Here is a 16,119-nt window from a genome sequence, read left to right on the forward strand (position 1 = left end):
GCACGTCTGCAATCCCCCACAAGGAGAGCCATGTTCAAGAGATTCGCCGCCGCGCTGGGCGCGGGCACGGTCGTCGCGGGCGCCCTGACCTTCGGTGCCGCTCCCGCGCAGGCCGTTCAGGCGGGCGATCTGACCTCCACCATCGCGCTGAGCAACTGCTCCGCCTCGCTGGTCCGTTACCCCAGCTCGGTGGAGACCGACCGGGCGCTGATGCTGACCAACGGCCACTGCCTGCCGACCATGCCGACGGCGGGTCAGGTCATCCAGAATGCGAGCGCCAGCCGCAGCGGCACGCTGCTCAACTCCGCCGGCACCTCGCTCGGCACCGTCCAGGCGGACAAGGTGCTGTACGCGACGATGACCGGCACCGACGTCGCGCTCTACCAGCTCACCGACACCTTCGCCTCGATCACCTCCAAGTACGGGGCGACGGCGCTGACGATCAGCGACACCCACCCGGTCGACGGGTCCTCGATGTACATACCCTCCTCGTACTGGAAGCAGGTGTGGAACTGCTCGATCAACGGGTTCGTCCCGACCCTGCGCGAGGACCAGTGGACCTGGCACGACTCGCTGCGCTACAGCGCCGGGTGCAACACCACGCACGGCACGTCCGGTTCGCCGATCGTCGACGCCGCCAGCCGGAAGATCGTCGGCATCAACAACACCGGCAACGACGACGGCGCGACGTGCACCCTGAACAACCCGTGCGAGGTGGCCGCGGACGGCACCACGACCGTCACCAAGGGCCAGAGCTACGGTGAGGAGACCTACTGGTTCACCACCTGCCTGGGCACCGGCCGGGTCATCGACCTGAACGTCAGCGGCTGCCTGCTGACCAAGCCGGCCGGCGCCGCCGTGTCGGTGACCAACCCGGGCAACCAGTCCACCGCGGTCGGCGGCGCGGTCGGCCTCCAGATCACGGCCGGCGGCGGCACCGCGCCGCTGACCTACTCGGCCACCGGCCTGCCGGCCGGCCTGTCGATCAACGCCTCCACCGGCCTGATCAGCGGGACGCCCACCGCCGCAGGCGGCTCCTCGGTGACCGTCACCGTCAAGGACGCGGCCAACAAGACCGCCTCCACCACCTTCTCCTGGACGGTCACCGCCACCCAGGGCTCCTGCACCCCGGCCCAGCTGCTCGGCAACCCCGGCTTCGAGACCGGCACCGCCAGCCCCTGGACCGCCAGCTCCGGCGTGGTCAACAACTCCACCTCGCAGGCCGCCCACGGCGGTTCCTGGAAGGCCTGGCTGGACGGCTACGGCTCCGCCCACACCGACAGCCTCTCGCAGACCGTCACCATCCCGGCCGGTTGCAAGGCGACCCTGAGCTACTGGCTGCACGTCGACACCGCGGAGACCACCACCTCCAGCGCGTACGACAAGCTGACCGTCACGGTGAACGGCACCACGGTGGCCTCGTACTCGAACCTCAACAAGGCCACCGGCTACGCGCAGAAGACCGCCGACCTGTCGGCCTACGCCGGTCAGAGCGTCACGGTGAAGTTCAACGCGGTCGAGGACTCCTCGCTGCAGACCAGCTTCGTGATCGACGACACCGCGATCCAGACCGGCTGAACCCGGTAGCCCCCGGCGGAGGAAGCAGGACGCCGCCGGGTTGCGCGCCCCCTCACACCGGCCCCCGAGACCCGATCGCGGTCTCGGGGGCCGACGCCGTTCGGGTCGGGAAACCTTGGAGAGCGCTCTCCGGAGATGGAGGGGGGATGGCGTTCAAAGCGGTTTCGATCGCGGCTCCTCCGCCCGGGACGTGGGTGCGCGAAGCCCCGGATGTGGCGCGCAGGAACAGGTGTGATCCCTTGACAGGTTCAGGTGGGGGTCAGGAGAATCCGGGAGAGCGCTCTCTCTTCTTGCCGCCGTGGCCCACCCCACCCCGCGAGCCGCCGGCTCGCGTCCCCCACCGCCGACTGGAGCCGTCGTGCGCCGTTCCGATCACCGACCAGCCCTCGCCGGGCCCCTCGCCGCCCTGCTGGTGGCCGGGGCCCTCGCCGCCTTCGGCAGTCCGGCGGCGCGGGCCGCCGACCAGCCGTGGACCAACGCGTCCCAGACCCCGGACCAGCGCGCCGACGAACTGCTCGCCGCGATGACCCAGACCGAGAAGCTGACCATGCTGCACGGCGGGCCGTCCTGCGGCTACGCGGGCTGCATCCCGGCCAACACCCGACTCGGCATCCCCGCGCTGCACTTCCAGGACGGACCGGTGGGCGCCGGTGACGGCCTGACCGGGGTGACGCAGCTGGCGGCCCCGGTGGCCGGGGCGGCCAGCTGGGACCCGGACCTGATGCGCGCGTACGGCCAGGTGCTCGGCGCCGAGCAGTGGGGCAAGGGCACGAACGTGGTGCTCGCCCCGACGGTCAACATCGTCCGCGACCCGCGCTGGGGCCGGGCCTTCGAGTCGTTCGGCGAGGACCCGTACCTGGCCGGGCAGATCGGCGCCGCCGACATCGCGGGCATCCAGAGCCAGGGCCCGATGGCGCAGGTGAAGCACTTCGCGGTCTACAACCAGGAGACCAACCGCAACTCGCTCGCCGACAACGCGGTGGTCTCCGACCGCGCTGAGCGGGAGATCTACCTGCCCGCGTTCGAGGCCGCCGTCCGGCAGGGCGTCGACTCCGCGATGTGCTCGTACTCGGCCGTCAACGGCGCCTTCGCCTGCGAGAACGGGCCGCTGCTGAACGGCGTGCTCAAGGGCGACCTAGGCTTCAAGGGGTTCGTCACCGCGGACTGGGGCGCCACCCACTCCACCGTGGCCTCGGCCAACAACGGCCTGGACGTGGAGATGCCCGGCAGCGACTACTACGGCAGCGCGCTGACCAACGCCGTCGGCGCGGGCCAGGTGTCGCAGGCGACCGTCGACGACCACGTCCGCCGGGTGCTGGTGTCGATGTTCCGCCGCGGGCTCTTCGACCGGGCGCAGAACGGCAACCGGGACGCGGTCGTCACCACCGCCGCGAACGCCGCCGTCGCGCAGCGGGTCGCGCAGGAGGGCAGCGTCCTGCTGAAGAACAGCGCCTCGGTGCTGCCGGTGGCGCCGTCGGTGAAGTCGATCGCGGTGATCGGCGAGGACGCCGGGGCCGGGGTGATGACCCAGGGCGGCGGCAGCGCCGCCGTCAACGCCCCGCACGTGGTGACGCCCTACCAGGGCATCAAGGCCCGGGCCGGGGCCGGGACCACGGTGACGTTCGCCCAGGGCGGGCCGTCCGCCGACGGCTCGCTGCCGCCGGTCCCGGCCACCGCGCTCAAGCCGTCCTCCGGCAGCGGCAGCGGCCTGTACGGTGAGTACCACAACAGCACCGACCTCTCCGGGCCGGTGGTGGCCAGCCGGGTCGACGCGGGCGTCGACACGGTCTGGGGCGGGCAGTCGCCCGCCGCCGGGGTCAACGCCACCAACTGGTCGGTGAAGTGGACCGGCACGCTGACCCCGCCCGCCAGCGGCAGCTACCAGTTCTCGCTGAACAGCGACGACGGCAGCCGACTGCTCGTCAACGGGCAGCAGGTCATCAACAACTGGTACAACCAGGGCCCGACCACCCGCACCGGCAGCATCACCCTGACGGCCGGTCAGCCGGTGAGCGTCGAGGTCGACTACTACCAGGCCGGCGGCGGCAGCAACGCCACGCTCGGCTGGTCGGTGCCCGGCCAGAGCGCCCACGACCAGGCCGTGACGGCGGCCCGGAACTCCGAGCTCGCGCTCGTCTTCGTCAGCGACTTCCAGTCCGAGGGCTCCGACCTGCGCGACATCGACCTGTCGGCCGCGCAGAACCAGCTCGTCGCGGACGTGGCCGCCGTCAACCCGCACACCGTCGTGGTCGTCAACAGCGGCTCCGCGGTCACCATGCCCTGGGCCGGCGCGGTGCAGGGCATCGTGGCCAACTGGTACCCGGGGCAGGAGGCGGGCTCGGCGATCGCCGCGCTGCTCTACGGGGACGTCAACTTCTCCGGCAAGCTGCCGGTGACCTTCCCTAAGTCGCTCGCCGACGTGCCCGCCGCGAGCACCGCGCAGTGGCCCGGCCAGAACGGCAGCGTGCAGTACTCGGAGGGCGTGAACGTCGGCTACCGCTGGTACGACGCGAAGAACAAGGAGCCGCTCTACCCCTTCGGGTACGGCCTCTCCTACACCACCTTCGGCTACTCCGGCCTCACCGTCTCCGCGCCGGACGCCGCGGGCGACGTGGCCGTCGGCTTCGACGTCACCAACACCGGCACCCGGGCCGGCTCCGAGGTCGCCCAGGTCTACGTCGGCCAGCCCGCCGCCAGCGGCGAGCCGCCGAAGAGCCTGCGCGGCTTCCGGAAGGTCACCCTCGACCCCGGCCGGACCGAGCACGTCGCGCTGACCCTGGACGCCCGCAGCTTCCAGTACTGGGCGGGCTCCTGGACGACCGCCCCCGGCACCCACACCGTCTCCGTCGGCTCCTCCTCCCGCGACCTGCGCCTCACCGGTCAGACCACCGTCACCGGCGGCGGCACCGGCGGCGGTCTGACCCTGCTGCCGCGGACGGGGTGGTCGGCGTCGGCGTCCTCGACGGGTGGGGGCGACGTTCCGGCGAACATGCTGGACGGGGTGGCTGGTTCGCGTTGGTCGTCGGGCGCGCCGATGGCGGCGGGGCAGTCGGTGACGCTGGACACCGGTGCGGTGCGGTCGCTGGCGCGGATCACGATGGACTCGGGCGGTAGCGCGAACGACTACGCGCGCGGCTACCAGGTGTTCCTGTCCTCGGACGGGGTGTCGTGGGGTTCGGCGGTGGCGTCGGGCAGTGGCACGGGGGCGTTGGTGACGGTGGACTTCCCGGCGCAGAACGCCCGGTACGTGAAGGTGGTGCAGACCGGGGCGTCCACCTCCTGGTGGTCGATCGCCGAGTTCAACGCCTACACCAGCGGCGGGAGTTCCGGCGGCGGCGGGACGAGCGTGCTGCCGCGGACGGGGTGGTCGGCGTCGGCGTCCTCGACGGGCGGGGGCGACGTTCCGGCGAACATGCTGGACGGGGTGGCTGGTTCGCGCTGGTCGTCGGGCGCGCCGATGGCGGCGGGGCAGTCGGTGACGGTGGACACCGGTGCGGTGCGGTCGCTGGCGCGGATCACGATGGACTCGGGCGGTAGTGCGAACGACTACGCGCGCGGCTACCAGGTGTTCCTGTCCTCGGACGGCGTGTCCTGGGGTTCGGCGGTGGCGTCGGGCAGCGGGACGGGGGCGCTGGTGACGGTGGACTTCCCGGCGCAGAACGCCCGGTACGTGAAGGTGGTGCAGACCGGGGTGTCCACCTCCTGGTGGTCGATCGCCGAGTTCAACGCCTACGGCTGAGCCGGTCCTGACGCCGCGGGGGCTGCCTCCCCCCGCGGACCGGAGGTGGCCAGCGCCTTCCCGACGCCGCTCGGGGAGGCGCTGACCGGTCCGGTGCCCCGGCGGCGGGGGAGCCGGTCTCCCGCCCACGGGTGCGGGCGGGTCGTGGCACCCGGTCGCCACCGGGTTTTACAACGTTATACAGATCCTGAGGGTCGTCGGCAAGGGTGCGTCGGTGCCCGTCGGCGGCCCTCCGGCCTTTCCGGTGAGCCGCCCGCTGCCGCCGCTGATCATGGGAATTGATCCGCGACGATCCCTGCCGGAGCACTGGACACCGCTCCCGCCGCATGCTGTCATGCCGTTGCCCCCAGGTTTCTAACGTTGGAATTCTCCTCGGAAGGAGAATGTCATGCCCATGAACCGCAGGCAGTTCGTCGGCAGCGCCGCCGCCGTCGGCGCCGGCCTCTCGTTGCCCGCACCGGCCGACGCACTCGCCACCCCCGCCCGGCCCGCCCCCGCCGCGACGGCCGCCGCCGCGACGGTCGCCCCCGCCCCGGGCGGCCTCTACTTCCCCAACGCGGCGCCGCTGGCCCCCGTCGCGTTCCTGCGCCTGCCGCCCGGCAGCATCACCGCGGCCGGCTGGCTCGACGGCCAGCTCCGGCTCCAACTCGCCGGCCTGTGCGGCCGCTACGACCAGCTCTCGCACTTCCTCGACCTGAACACTAGTGGCTGGACCCACCCCGACCGGGTCGGCTGGGAGGAAGTCCCGTACTGGCTGCGCGGCTACGTCGACCTGGCCGTCGCCACCCGCGACGCCACCGCCCTCGCCACCGCCCGCCGCTGGATCGACGCCATCGTCGCCACCCGGCAGTCCGACGGCTTCTTCGGGCCGACCGCCCTGCGCACCTCGCTCAACGGCGGACCGGACTTCTGGCCGTTCCTGCCGCTCACCTGGGCGCTGCGCAGCTGGCAGGAGTACAGCGGCGACACCCGGATCATCCCGCTGCTCAGCGCCTTCTTCCGCTACATGAACGCCCAGGGCCCCGGCGCGTTCAACAGCAGCTGGGTCTCGGTGCGCTGGGGCGACGCGCTGGACAGCGTCTTCTGGCTCTACAACCGCACCGGCGACGCCTTCCTGCTGTCCCTGGCCGACAAGATCCACACCTACGGCGCGAACTGGACCGACAACCTGCCCAGCCTGCACAACGTCAACATCGCGCAGGGCTTCCGCGAACCCGCCCAGTACGCGCTGCGCTCCCCGTCCGCCACCCTGACCGGGTCCGCGTACCGCACCTACGACACCGTGATGGCGCGGTACGGCCAGTTCCCCGGCGGCGGCTTCGCCGGCGACGAGAACGCCCGGCCCGGCTTCGGCGACCCGCGCCAGGGCTTCGAGACCTGCGGCGTCGTCGAGTTCATGGCCAGCCACCAGCTGCTGAACCGGATCACCGGCGACCCGCTCTGGGCCGACCGCTGCGAGGACCTCGCCTTCAACTCGCTGCCCGCCGCGCTCGACCCGGCCGGCCGGGCCGTGCACTACATCACCAGCGCCAACAGCGTCGACCTCGACAACACCCCCAAGAGCCAGGGCCAGTTCCAGAACGGCTTCGCCATGCAGGCGTACCAGCCCGGCGTCGACCAGTACCGCTGCTGCCCGCACAACTACGGCATGGGCTGGCCCTACTTCCTGGAGGAACTCTGGCTCGCCACCCCCGACAACGGACTCGCCGCCGCCATGTACGCCGCCTGCTCGGTCACCGCCAAGGTCGCCGACGGCACGGCGGTCACCTTCACCGAGACCACCGACTACCCGTTCGCCGAGACCGTCACCCTGCGCCTGAGCGCCCCCGAGCCGCTGGACTTCCCGCTCTACCTGCGCGTCCCCGGCTGGTGCGCCGCGCCCGCCCTCACCGTCAACGGCGCCGCCGTCAGCGCCCCCGCCGGACCGGCGTACACCGTCGTCCGCCGGACCTGGCGCGACGGCGACACCGTCGTGCTGCGCCTGCCGCAGCGCACCACCGTCCGCACCTGGGCCGCCAACCGCGGCAGCGTCTCGGTCGACCACGGCCCGCTGACGTACTCGCTGCGGATCGGCGAGAACTACCAGCAGTACGCCGGCACCGCCGCCTTCCCCGAGTACGCCGTGCACGCCACCACGCCCTGGAACTACGGCCTCGCACTGGACGCCGGGAGCCCCGCCTTCACCGCCGCCGGGGGAGCGCTGCCAGCCAACCCCTTCACCCAGGCCGGCACCCCGGTGCGGATCACCGTGCCCGCCCGCCGCATCCCCGAGTGGCAGGCCGACGGCCAGCACGTGGTCACCCCGCTGCAGAACAGCCCCGCCCGCAGCACCGCGCCCGTCGAGACCGTCACCCTCATCCCGATGGGCGCGGCCCGGCTGCGGATCTCCGCCTTCCCCACCACCTCCCCGAACGGCACGCCCTGGACCACCGGCGGCGCCTCGTTCCGGCTGCGCAACCGCAACTCGGGCAAGGTGCTGGGCGTGGACGGCATGTCGACGGCGGACAGCGCGCGGGTGGTGCAGTTCGCGGACAGCGGGACGGCCGACCACCTGTGGCAGCTGGTCGACAACGGCGACGGCTGGCTGCGGATCCGCAACGTCAACTCCGGCAAGGTGCTGGGCGTGGACGGCATGTCGACGGCCGACAGCGCCCGGGTGGTGCAGTTCGCGGACAACGGCACCGCCGACCACCTGTGGCAGCTGGTCGACAACGGTGACGGCTGGTTCCGGCTGCGCAACCGCAACTCCGGCAAGGTGCTGGGCGTGGACGGCATGTCGACCGCCGACAGCGCGCAGGTGGTGCAGTTCGCCGACAGCGGCACCGCCGACCACCTGTGGCAGCTCCAGCCCGACGGCCAGGTGCGGGTCCAGAACCGCAACTCGGGCAAGGTGCTGGGCGTGGACGGCATGTCGACCGCGGACAGCGCGCAGGTGGTGCAGTTCGCCGACAGCGGCACCGCCGACCACCTGTGGACCTTCCTCGCCGACGCCGACGGCTGGTTCCGCATCCGCAACGTCAACTCGGGCAAGGTGCTGGGCGTGGACGGCATGTCGACGGCGGACAGCGCCCGGGTGGTGCAGTTCGCCGACAACGGCACCGCCGACCACCTGTGGCGCCTGGTCGACAACGGTGACGGCTGGTTCCGGCTGCGCAACCGCAACTCGGGCAAGGTGCTGGGCGTGGACGGCATGTCGACCGCCGACAGCGCCCGGGTGGTGCAGTTCGCCGACAGCGGCACCGCCGACCACCTCTGGCAGCTGCGCTGACCCCGCCGCACTCCGCACCACCGCAACCCCGCACCGCCCTTCCCCACCCCTTCGTTGGAGGAGCACCGATGCACCGACCGCCCCCCGCCGCAGCAGCCGCAGCCGCGCTCCGCAGCCGGACGGCCGCCCTGCTCGCCGTCCTCGTGACCGCCGCCGCCCTCCTGCTGGCGGCCGGGCAGGCCCCGGCCCGGGCCGCCGCCTGGACGCCCAAGTCGCCGCCGATGACCACCCCGTGGACCGGCCAGGTCTCCGTCGACCACCCGCTGCCGGAGTACCCGCGCCCGCAGCTCACCCGCCCCGACTGGCTCAACCTCAACGGCATCTGGGACTTCGCCGTCACCCCGGCCGGCGCCGGCCAGCCCGCGACCTTCGGCGAGCAGATCCGCGTGCCGTTCGTCGCCGAGTCCGCGCTCTCCGGCATCCAGCGGCAGATCACCCAGAACGACCGGCTCTGGTACAAGCGCACCTTCACCGTCCCGGCAGGTTGGTCCGGCCGCCGCGTCCTGCTCAACTTCGGCGCCTCCGACTGGCAGACCACCGTCCGGGTCAACGGCACCCAGGTCGGCGCCGTGCACAGCGGCGGCTACGACGCCTTCGGCTACGACATCACCCCCTACCTCAACGGCGGCACCAACACCGTCGTGGTCTCGGTCTGGGACCCGACCCAGACCGGCGGCGGCGCGGTCGGCAAGCAGCGCAACACCAACGGCGTCCTGCCGCACTCCGGCGGCGGCATCTTCTACACCGCCGCGTCCGGGATCTGGCAGACCGTCTGGCTGGAGCCCGTGGCCGCCGCCCACCTCAGCCGCCTCGACCTGGTGCCCGACCCCGCCGCCGGCACCGTCCGGGCCACCGCCCTCGCCGACGGCGCCACCGGCCAGAGCGTGCGGGTCACCGTCTCCACCGGCGGCACCGTGGTCGGCACCGCCACCGGCCAGGCCGGCGCGCCGATCACCGTGCCCGTCCCCGGCGCCCACCTGTGGACCCCCGAGGACCCGTTCCTCTACGACGTCCGCGCCGACCTGCTGTCCGGCACCACCACCGTCGACTCCGTCGGCAGCTACACCGGCATCCGCTCGATCGCCGTCGCCACCGTCAACGGCGTCCAACGCCCGGTCCTGAACGGGAAGTTCGTCTTCCAGACCGGCACCCTCGACCAGGGCTACTGGCCCGACGGCATCTACACCGCCCCCACCGACGACGCCCTGAAGTCCGACCTCCAGGCGCACAAGGACCTCGGCTTCAACCTGGTCCGCAAGCACATCAAGGTCGAGCCGCAGCGCTGGTTCTACTGGGCCGACCGGCTCGGCCTGCTGGTCTGGCAGGACATGCCCGCGATGGACACCCGCACCCCCGACGCCGCCGCCCGCACCCAGTGGGAGGCCGAGTACCACCGGATCATCGACCAGCACCGCAGCTCGCCCGCGCTGATCCAGTGGGTCGACGAGAACGAGGGCTGGGGCCAGTACGACCAGGCCCGGATCGCCGCCGACGTCAAGGCGTACGACCCCTCCCGGCTGGTCGACAACATGAGCGGCGTCAACTGCTGCGGCGCCGTCGACGGCGGCAACGGCGACGTGGTCGACAACCACGTCTACGTCGGCCCCGGCGCCACCACCCCCACCGCCACCCGGGCCGCCGTCCTCGGCGAGTACGGCGGTCTCGGCCTGCGGGTGGCCGGCCACGAGTGGTACCCCGGCGGCGGCTTCAGCTACGAGGACCAGCCCAGCGCGGCCGCCCTCAACGACCGCCTCGTCAACCTGCTCGACAGCCTGCGCACCGGCCAGATGCCCGCCGGGCTCTCCGCCTCCGTCTACACCGAGATCACCGACGTCGAGAACGAGGCCAACGGCCTGCTCAGCTACGACCGCCAGGTGGTCAAGGTGGACGCCGCCCGGGTCCGGGCCGCCAACCTCGCCCTGATCGCGGCCTCCCGCACCACCCCCGCCAACCCCACCCTGCCCACCGGCCAGTACAAGTCGCTGCGCGCCACCACCGCCTGCTGCACCGACCGCTACCTGCGCCACTACGACGGCCTCGCCAACACCGAGCACGTCGACGCCGCCAGCAGCGCGCTGCTCAAGGCCGACGCCACCTGGAAGGTCGTCACCGGCCTGGCCGACCCCGCCTGCTACTCCTTCGAGTCGCGCAACTACCCCGGCCAGTACCTGCGCCACCGCGACAGCCGGGTCTACCGCGAGGCCGGCAGCGACGCCCTCTTCCGCGCCGACGCCACCTTCTGCGCCCGGCCCGGCACCGGCGGCGTCCGCCTCACCGCCTACAACTACCCCGACCGCTACCTGCGCCACTTCGACTCCCAGGTGTGGATCGCCACCTACGGCGGCGGCAACCCGTGGGACGGCAACACCCCCTCGTTCGTCGCCGACACCACCTGGTCCGTCGACGCCCCCTGGGCGCCCTGACCGACCCGGCAGCACCGACCCGGCAGCACCGACCCGGCAGCACCGACCCGGCAGCACCGACCCGGCAGCACCGACCCGGCAGCACCGACCCGGCAGCACCGACCGACTCCCGCAGCACCGACCGCTTCCGCACGGCACCGACCGGCTGCGGCCGGGCCGACCCCGGCCCGGCCGTCGCCGCGTTCCCCCGCCCGTTCCCCCGTCCCCCAGCAGCACCAGGAGACCCCCGTGACCGTGTCCCGCCCCCTGCGCGCCGCCCTGCTCTCCACCGCCGTGCTGGCCGCGGCGCTGCCCGCCGTCAGCGCGGCCACCCCCGCCGCGGCCGTCACCGCCGCGATCTGCAACAAGTACTGCGACACCCGCGACCCCGCCCTCAGCCCGCAGGACCGGCAGCCGGTCTCCGCGGCGCTCTCGGGCCGCACGCTCGTCCTGCACTTCGACGACAGCGACGCCATGGGCTGGGCCTCGATCGCCGGCGGCGCGGCCGGCGACGAGGTGTGGCTGGACCGCTCCATGGACGGCGGCCGGACCTGGACCGGCGGCAGCAAGCTCGGCGACACCAAGGTCCCGGCGGGCGGCAGCGGCTGGCGCACCCTGATGTACAACGTGGACGACTGGAACACCCGCGGCGTCGGCGCGCTGCGGGCCTGCGGACAGGTCGGCACGGCCCTGGCCTGCACCCCCTGGGCGCGCACCACCTGGAACGCCTGGGACCGGCGCACCGCCGCCGCCACCGCCCTGATGGCCTCCTTCGACCGCACCACCAAGCTCTTCGGCGGCAACGGCTGGTGGACCGGCGCCAACGCGCTCACCGCGATCATCGACAACGCCCGGCTCACCGGCATGGGCAGCTACACCTACGCCATCGCCGAGACCTACGACAAGAACATCAACGCGCAGGGCGGCAACTTCACCAACGAGTACCTGGACGACACCGGCTGGTGGGGCCTGGCCTGGGTGGCCGCCTACGACCAGACCGGCGACGGCCGCTACCTGGCCACCGCCCGCGCCGACGCCGACCACATGAGCGCCAACTGGACCGGCTCCTGCGGCGGCGGCGTGCGCTGGAACACCGGCAGCACCTACAAGAACGCCATCACCAACGAGCTGTACCTCCAGCTCACCGCCGCCCTGCACAACCGCATCCCCGGCGACACCGCCTACCTCCAGCGGGCCCGCGACGAGTGGACCTGGTTCCGGGGCAGCGGCATGGTCAACGCCGACCACCTCGTCAACGACGGCCTGAACGACGCCTGCGCCAACAACGGCCAGCCCACCTGGACGTACAACCAGGGCGTGGTCCTCGGCGGCCTGACCGAGCTCTACCGGGCCACCGGCGACGCGAGCCTGCTCACCACCGCGCGCACCCTCGCCGACGCCTCCACCACCCGGCTGACCAGCGGGGGAGTGCTGCGCGAACCCGGCGAGGGCGACGGCTGCACCGGCGACGGCCCCTCCTTCAAGGGCGCCTACGTCCGCGGCCTGGGCCGGCTCAACACCCAGCTGTCCGACCACCCCTACGCGCCGACCCTCACCGCCTGGGCGAACTCCGCCTCCACCAAGGACCGCAACCCGCTCGACCAGTACGGCCCGCACTGGGCCGGCGGCCCCGGCAGCACCGACTACGGCTGCCAGCAGAGCGCCCTCGACCTGCTCAACGCGGCCGGCTGAGACCTGCCCCGACGTGCCGCCCGCCCGTCGCCCCGACGTACCGCCCGCCGGGCACGGCGGTGCCGCCCGCCCCGGTCGGGGGCGGGCGGCACCGGGCGGACGGCCCCGCTCGCTACGCGGAGGCCGGCGGGTTCCACTTCTGGGCGGCGGTCCCGTTGCAGTCCCAGATCTGGAGCTGCACGCCGTTGGCGGTGTTGGAGGACGGGATGTCCAGGCAACGGCCGGAGTTGGGGTTCACCAGCGTGCCGTTGACGGCCTGCCACTGCTGCGCGCCGCTGCCGTTGCAGTCCCAGAGCTGGACCGGGGTGCCGGCGGCGGTGCCCGAGGAGGTGACGTCCAGGCACTTGCCGAGCGCCTGGAGGGTGCCGCCGGTGGACGTCCACTGCTGGGCGCCGCTGCCGTTGCAGTCCCACAGCACGACCTTGTTGCCGTTGGCGGTGCCGGAGTTGGAGTCGTCCACGCACTTCGCGGTGTTCAGGCCCGAGGTGACCGGACCGGACCCGGCGCCCGGCCCGGCGGCGTAGACCTCCAGTTCGTAGAGCCGGGCGGCGGTGTCGCCGCCGGTGTTGGTCGGGGTCGAGACCACCACCCGCACGTACCGGGCCGAGCGGACCGCGAACGGGCTGTAGGTGCGGCTGGAGCGCGAGCCCGTGACGGTGGCGGCGCTGGTCCAGGTGGTGCCGTCGGTGCTGGTCTGCACCTGGAAGGCGCCGGTGTTCCAGGCGGTGTTCTCACCGCCGAGCCCGGCGTGCTCGAGCACCACCGAACCGACCGGCTGCGCCGAGCCCAGGTCGACCTGGAGGCTCGCGCCGGCCGCCTTCGAGCACCACTTGCTGTTGTTCTGCAGGCTGCCGTCGACGGCCTTGTCCGCGCCCTCGGCGGTGGCGCACGCGGCCGAGGAGCTGGTCGCCTTCCCGCGCGCCAGGTTGGTGCCCAGCTCCGGGGCGGCGGGCACCGGGCTCGCGCCGTCCTGGAAGGAGGGCGGCACGTCGCCTGCGCCGGTGCCCCAGCTCGTGCTGGGCGCCGACCCCATGGTGAAGTCGAGGGTGCCGCCGGCCGCGAGGTCCGGGTAGCGCAGGTAGTTGTGGCTGGTGGCCGTCCCGTTGACCTTCAGGCCCTGCACGTAGGAGCCGGTGCCGGACGCGTTGACGGTGATGTTGCCGCCCGGGCGCTGGATCAGCACGGACGGGAAGGACGGGCCGTGCACGGCCAGGGTGTCGGCGCCGGGCGTCGACGGGTACAGGCCGAGGGCCGCCCAGACGTACCAGGCCGAGGTCGCCCCGAGGTCGTCGTTGCCGGGCAGTCCGCCCGCGCCGGTGGTGAAGGACTCGGTCATCACCTTGCGGACGGCCGCCGAGGCCCCGGCCGGGTAGCGGGCGTAGTTGTAGGCCCACGGGACGCCGTGCTCGGGCTCGTTGCCGATGTAGTAGTACGGCAGGCTCTGCCCGGCGTTGACCTGGGTGAAGTGGTGGTCGAGCCGCTGGACGGCGGTCTGCCGGCCGCCCATGTCGTTGATCAGGTCGGCGAAGTCGTAGGGGACCATCCAGGTGTACTGGGCGGCGTTGCCCTCGGTGAAGTCGGCCTGGGCGGCCGGGTCCAGCGGCCACTTCCAGCTGCCGTCGGAGTTGCGCGGCTGCACGTAGCCGGACTCGGGGCCGTAGGTGTTGCGCCACCACTGGGCCCGGGTCATGAAGTCGGTGTAGTCCGCGGTGCTGCCGAGCGCCTTGGCGAACTGGGCGACGGCGAAGTCGGAGGCCGAGTACTCCAGCGAGTCGGACGGCGCGCCGGGGATGTAGTGCAGGTTGGTGTAGGTGCCCTGGTTGCCGCGGATCGGCGAGCCCTGCGCGGTGCCGCCGGCCGAGGACTTCTTCATCAGCGCCAGTGCGGCGGCGGTGTCGAAGCCGCGGGCCCCGAAGGCGTACATGCTGGCGACGATGATCGGGCCGGGGTCGCCGGTCATCACGAAGTCCTCGTTGGTCTGCTGCGACCACTTGGGCAGCAGGCCGCCCTGCTGGCCGTCCAGGACCATCGAGTTGGCGATGTCGGCGGCCTCGTTCGGCGCGATCAGTGCGATCAGCGCCGCCCAGGAGCGGTAGATGTCCCAGCCGGAGTAGTTCTGGTAGACCGGGCGGGCGGAGTTGTGCACCGCGCCGTCGAAGCCGCGGTAGTCGCCGTTGACGTCGCTGGCGACGTTCGGGCTCTGGAAGACGTGGTACAGGGCGGTGTAGAACTTCTTCAGGTCGGTGGCCGAACCGCCGCTGACCTGGGCCCGGTTGAGGATCTGGTTCCACGCGGCGTCGGCGCCGGAGCGCACGGCGGCGAAGTCCCAGCCGTTGTTCTCGGCGGTCAGGTTGGCCTGGGCGTTGGCGGTGCTGACGTAGCTCAGCGCCACCTTGAACTGCACCGTCCGCGAGCTGCTGGTGTCGAAGGTGAGGTAGGCGCCGGTGTTGGTGCCGGACGCGCTCGCCGAACCGGCGCTGACGGTGGAGCCGGACCAGGTGCCGAAGCCGGTCGGGGCCCGGTCGAAGCGGATGTCGAAGTAGATCTGGTAGGTCTTCGAGGAGCCGCAGAAGCCGCCGGCGGTGACGCTGCCGGTCACCTCCGAACCGCTGACCTTCACCGAGCCGCTGCGGTTGCCGGTGGCGCTGCGGCCGGTGTTGACCAGCAGCTGGGCGGCGTTGGTGGCGGGGTAGGTGAGCCGGCCCATGCCGGTGCGGGTGGTGGCGGACAGCTCGACGTCGGTGGCGTACTTGTCGAGCCGGTTCTTGTAGTAGCCGGGGGAGGCGGCCTCGTTGGACTTGGTGTAGCCCGAGGCGTAGCCGGTCCAGCTGCTGCCGGGCGAGGCGCCCAGCGCGCCGGTGACCGGCAGCAGCGGGAGGTCCTCGTTGTTCGGGCAGCCGGCCCCGTCGAAGTGGGTGAGGCTGAAGTCCTCGATCGAGGTGTCCGAGTTGCGGTAGCCGGACGGCGAGGCCGTCGGCGTGTCGGGGCTGAACTGGACTCCGCCGAAGGGCACCACGGCGCCCGGGTAGGTGGAGCCGCCGGCGCCGCCCCCGACGGGGTTCGGCGCGTTGCTGTCGTCGGTCCCGATGAACGGGTCGACGTACGGGGTGAGGTTGGCCGCCGCCGTCGCGGCGTGCGCGACGGGGGCGGTGGCGAGGAGGCCGGGGCCGAAGGCGGCGAGCAGGAGCGCGCCGGCCGCGACGGCGGCCCGGGACTTGAGAGCGGGCAGGGGCACCGTGAGCACCTTCCGGTAGCGATGTGAACGTTACCGAGCGAGTGGCATTGTTCCGACGATGTCGAACGCCAGTCAAGGTCATGACACAACGTCAACTTCGGTTTTTTCCGGGGACTTTGCGCGGGACATCGAGGTGTGACGAAGCTATTGACAGTCCGCCGCCACGCCATCAGACTCCCAACTCTTGCGTGAACGTTACCAATTG

Annotated in this window: 5 protein-coding genes and 2 pseudogenes; 6 read left to right on the forward strand and 1 reads right to left on the reverse strand. The window is 72.4% G+C overall.

Annotated elements, in window-relative coordinates; genetic code table 11:
• Positions 1-210: 210 nt before the first annotated feature.
• The 6 genes and pseudogenes from ACIP60_RS17710 to ACIP60_RS17735 all read left to right on the forward strand — a co-directional run.
• Positions 211-648, forward strand: a pseudogene (locus tag ACIP60_RS17710) (serine protease); the annotation flags it as partial.
• 201 nt (positions 649-849) lie between these two features.
• Positions 850-1,578: pseudogene (locus ACIP60_RS17715) on the forward strand (putative Ig domain-containing protein); the annotation flags it as partial.
• A 358-nt stretch (positions 1,579-1,936) separates the two neighbouring features.
• Positions 1,937-5,317, forward strand: coding sequence for a glycoside hydrolase family 3 C-terminal domain-containing protein (locus ACIP60_RS17720; protein ID WP_400685116.1), 3,381 nt, complete (start codon positions 1,937-1,939; stop codon positions 5,315-5,317).
• A 388-nt stretch (positions 5,318-5,705) separates the two neighbouring features.
• Positions 5,706-8,585, forward strand: coding sequence for an RICIN domain-containing protein (locus tag ACIP60_RS17725; RefSeq protein WP_400685118.1), 2,880 nt, complete (start codon positions 5,706-5,708; stop codon positions 8,583-8,585).
• 68 nt (positions 8,586-8,653) lie between these two features.
• Positions 8,654-11,008: an AbfB domain-containing protein gene (locus ACIP60_RS17730; protein WP_400685120.1), complete on the forward strand. Its 2,355-nt coding sequence runs from the start codon at positions 8,654-8,656 to the stop codon at positions 11,006-11,008.
• Between the two features lie 273 nt (positions 11,009-11,281).
• A complete protein-coding gene (locus tag ACIP60_RS17735; RefSeq protein ID WP_400685391.1) occupies positions 11,282-12,679 on the forward strand; it encodes a glycoside hydrolase family 76 protein in 1,398 nt (465 codons plus the stop codon).
• Positions 12,680-12,791: 112 nt separating this feature from the next.
• Here the strand turns inward: ACIP60_RS17735 and ACIP60_RS17740 are convergent, their stop codons facing one another.
• Positions 12,792-15,914: a GH92 family glycosyl hydrolase gene (locus tag ACIP60_RS17740; RefSeq protein WP_400685122.1), complete on the reverse strand. Its 3,123-nt coding sequence runs from the start codon at positions 15,912-15,914 to the stop codon at positions 12,792-12,794.
• Positions 15,915-16,119 lie beyond the last annotated feature (205 nt).

The organism is Kitasatospora sp. NPDC088783, assembly GCF_044750705.1.
Taxonomy (GTDB): domain Bacteria; phylum Actinomycetota; class Actinomycetes; order Streptomycetales; family Streptomycetaceae; genus Kitasatospora; species Kitasatospora fiedleri.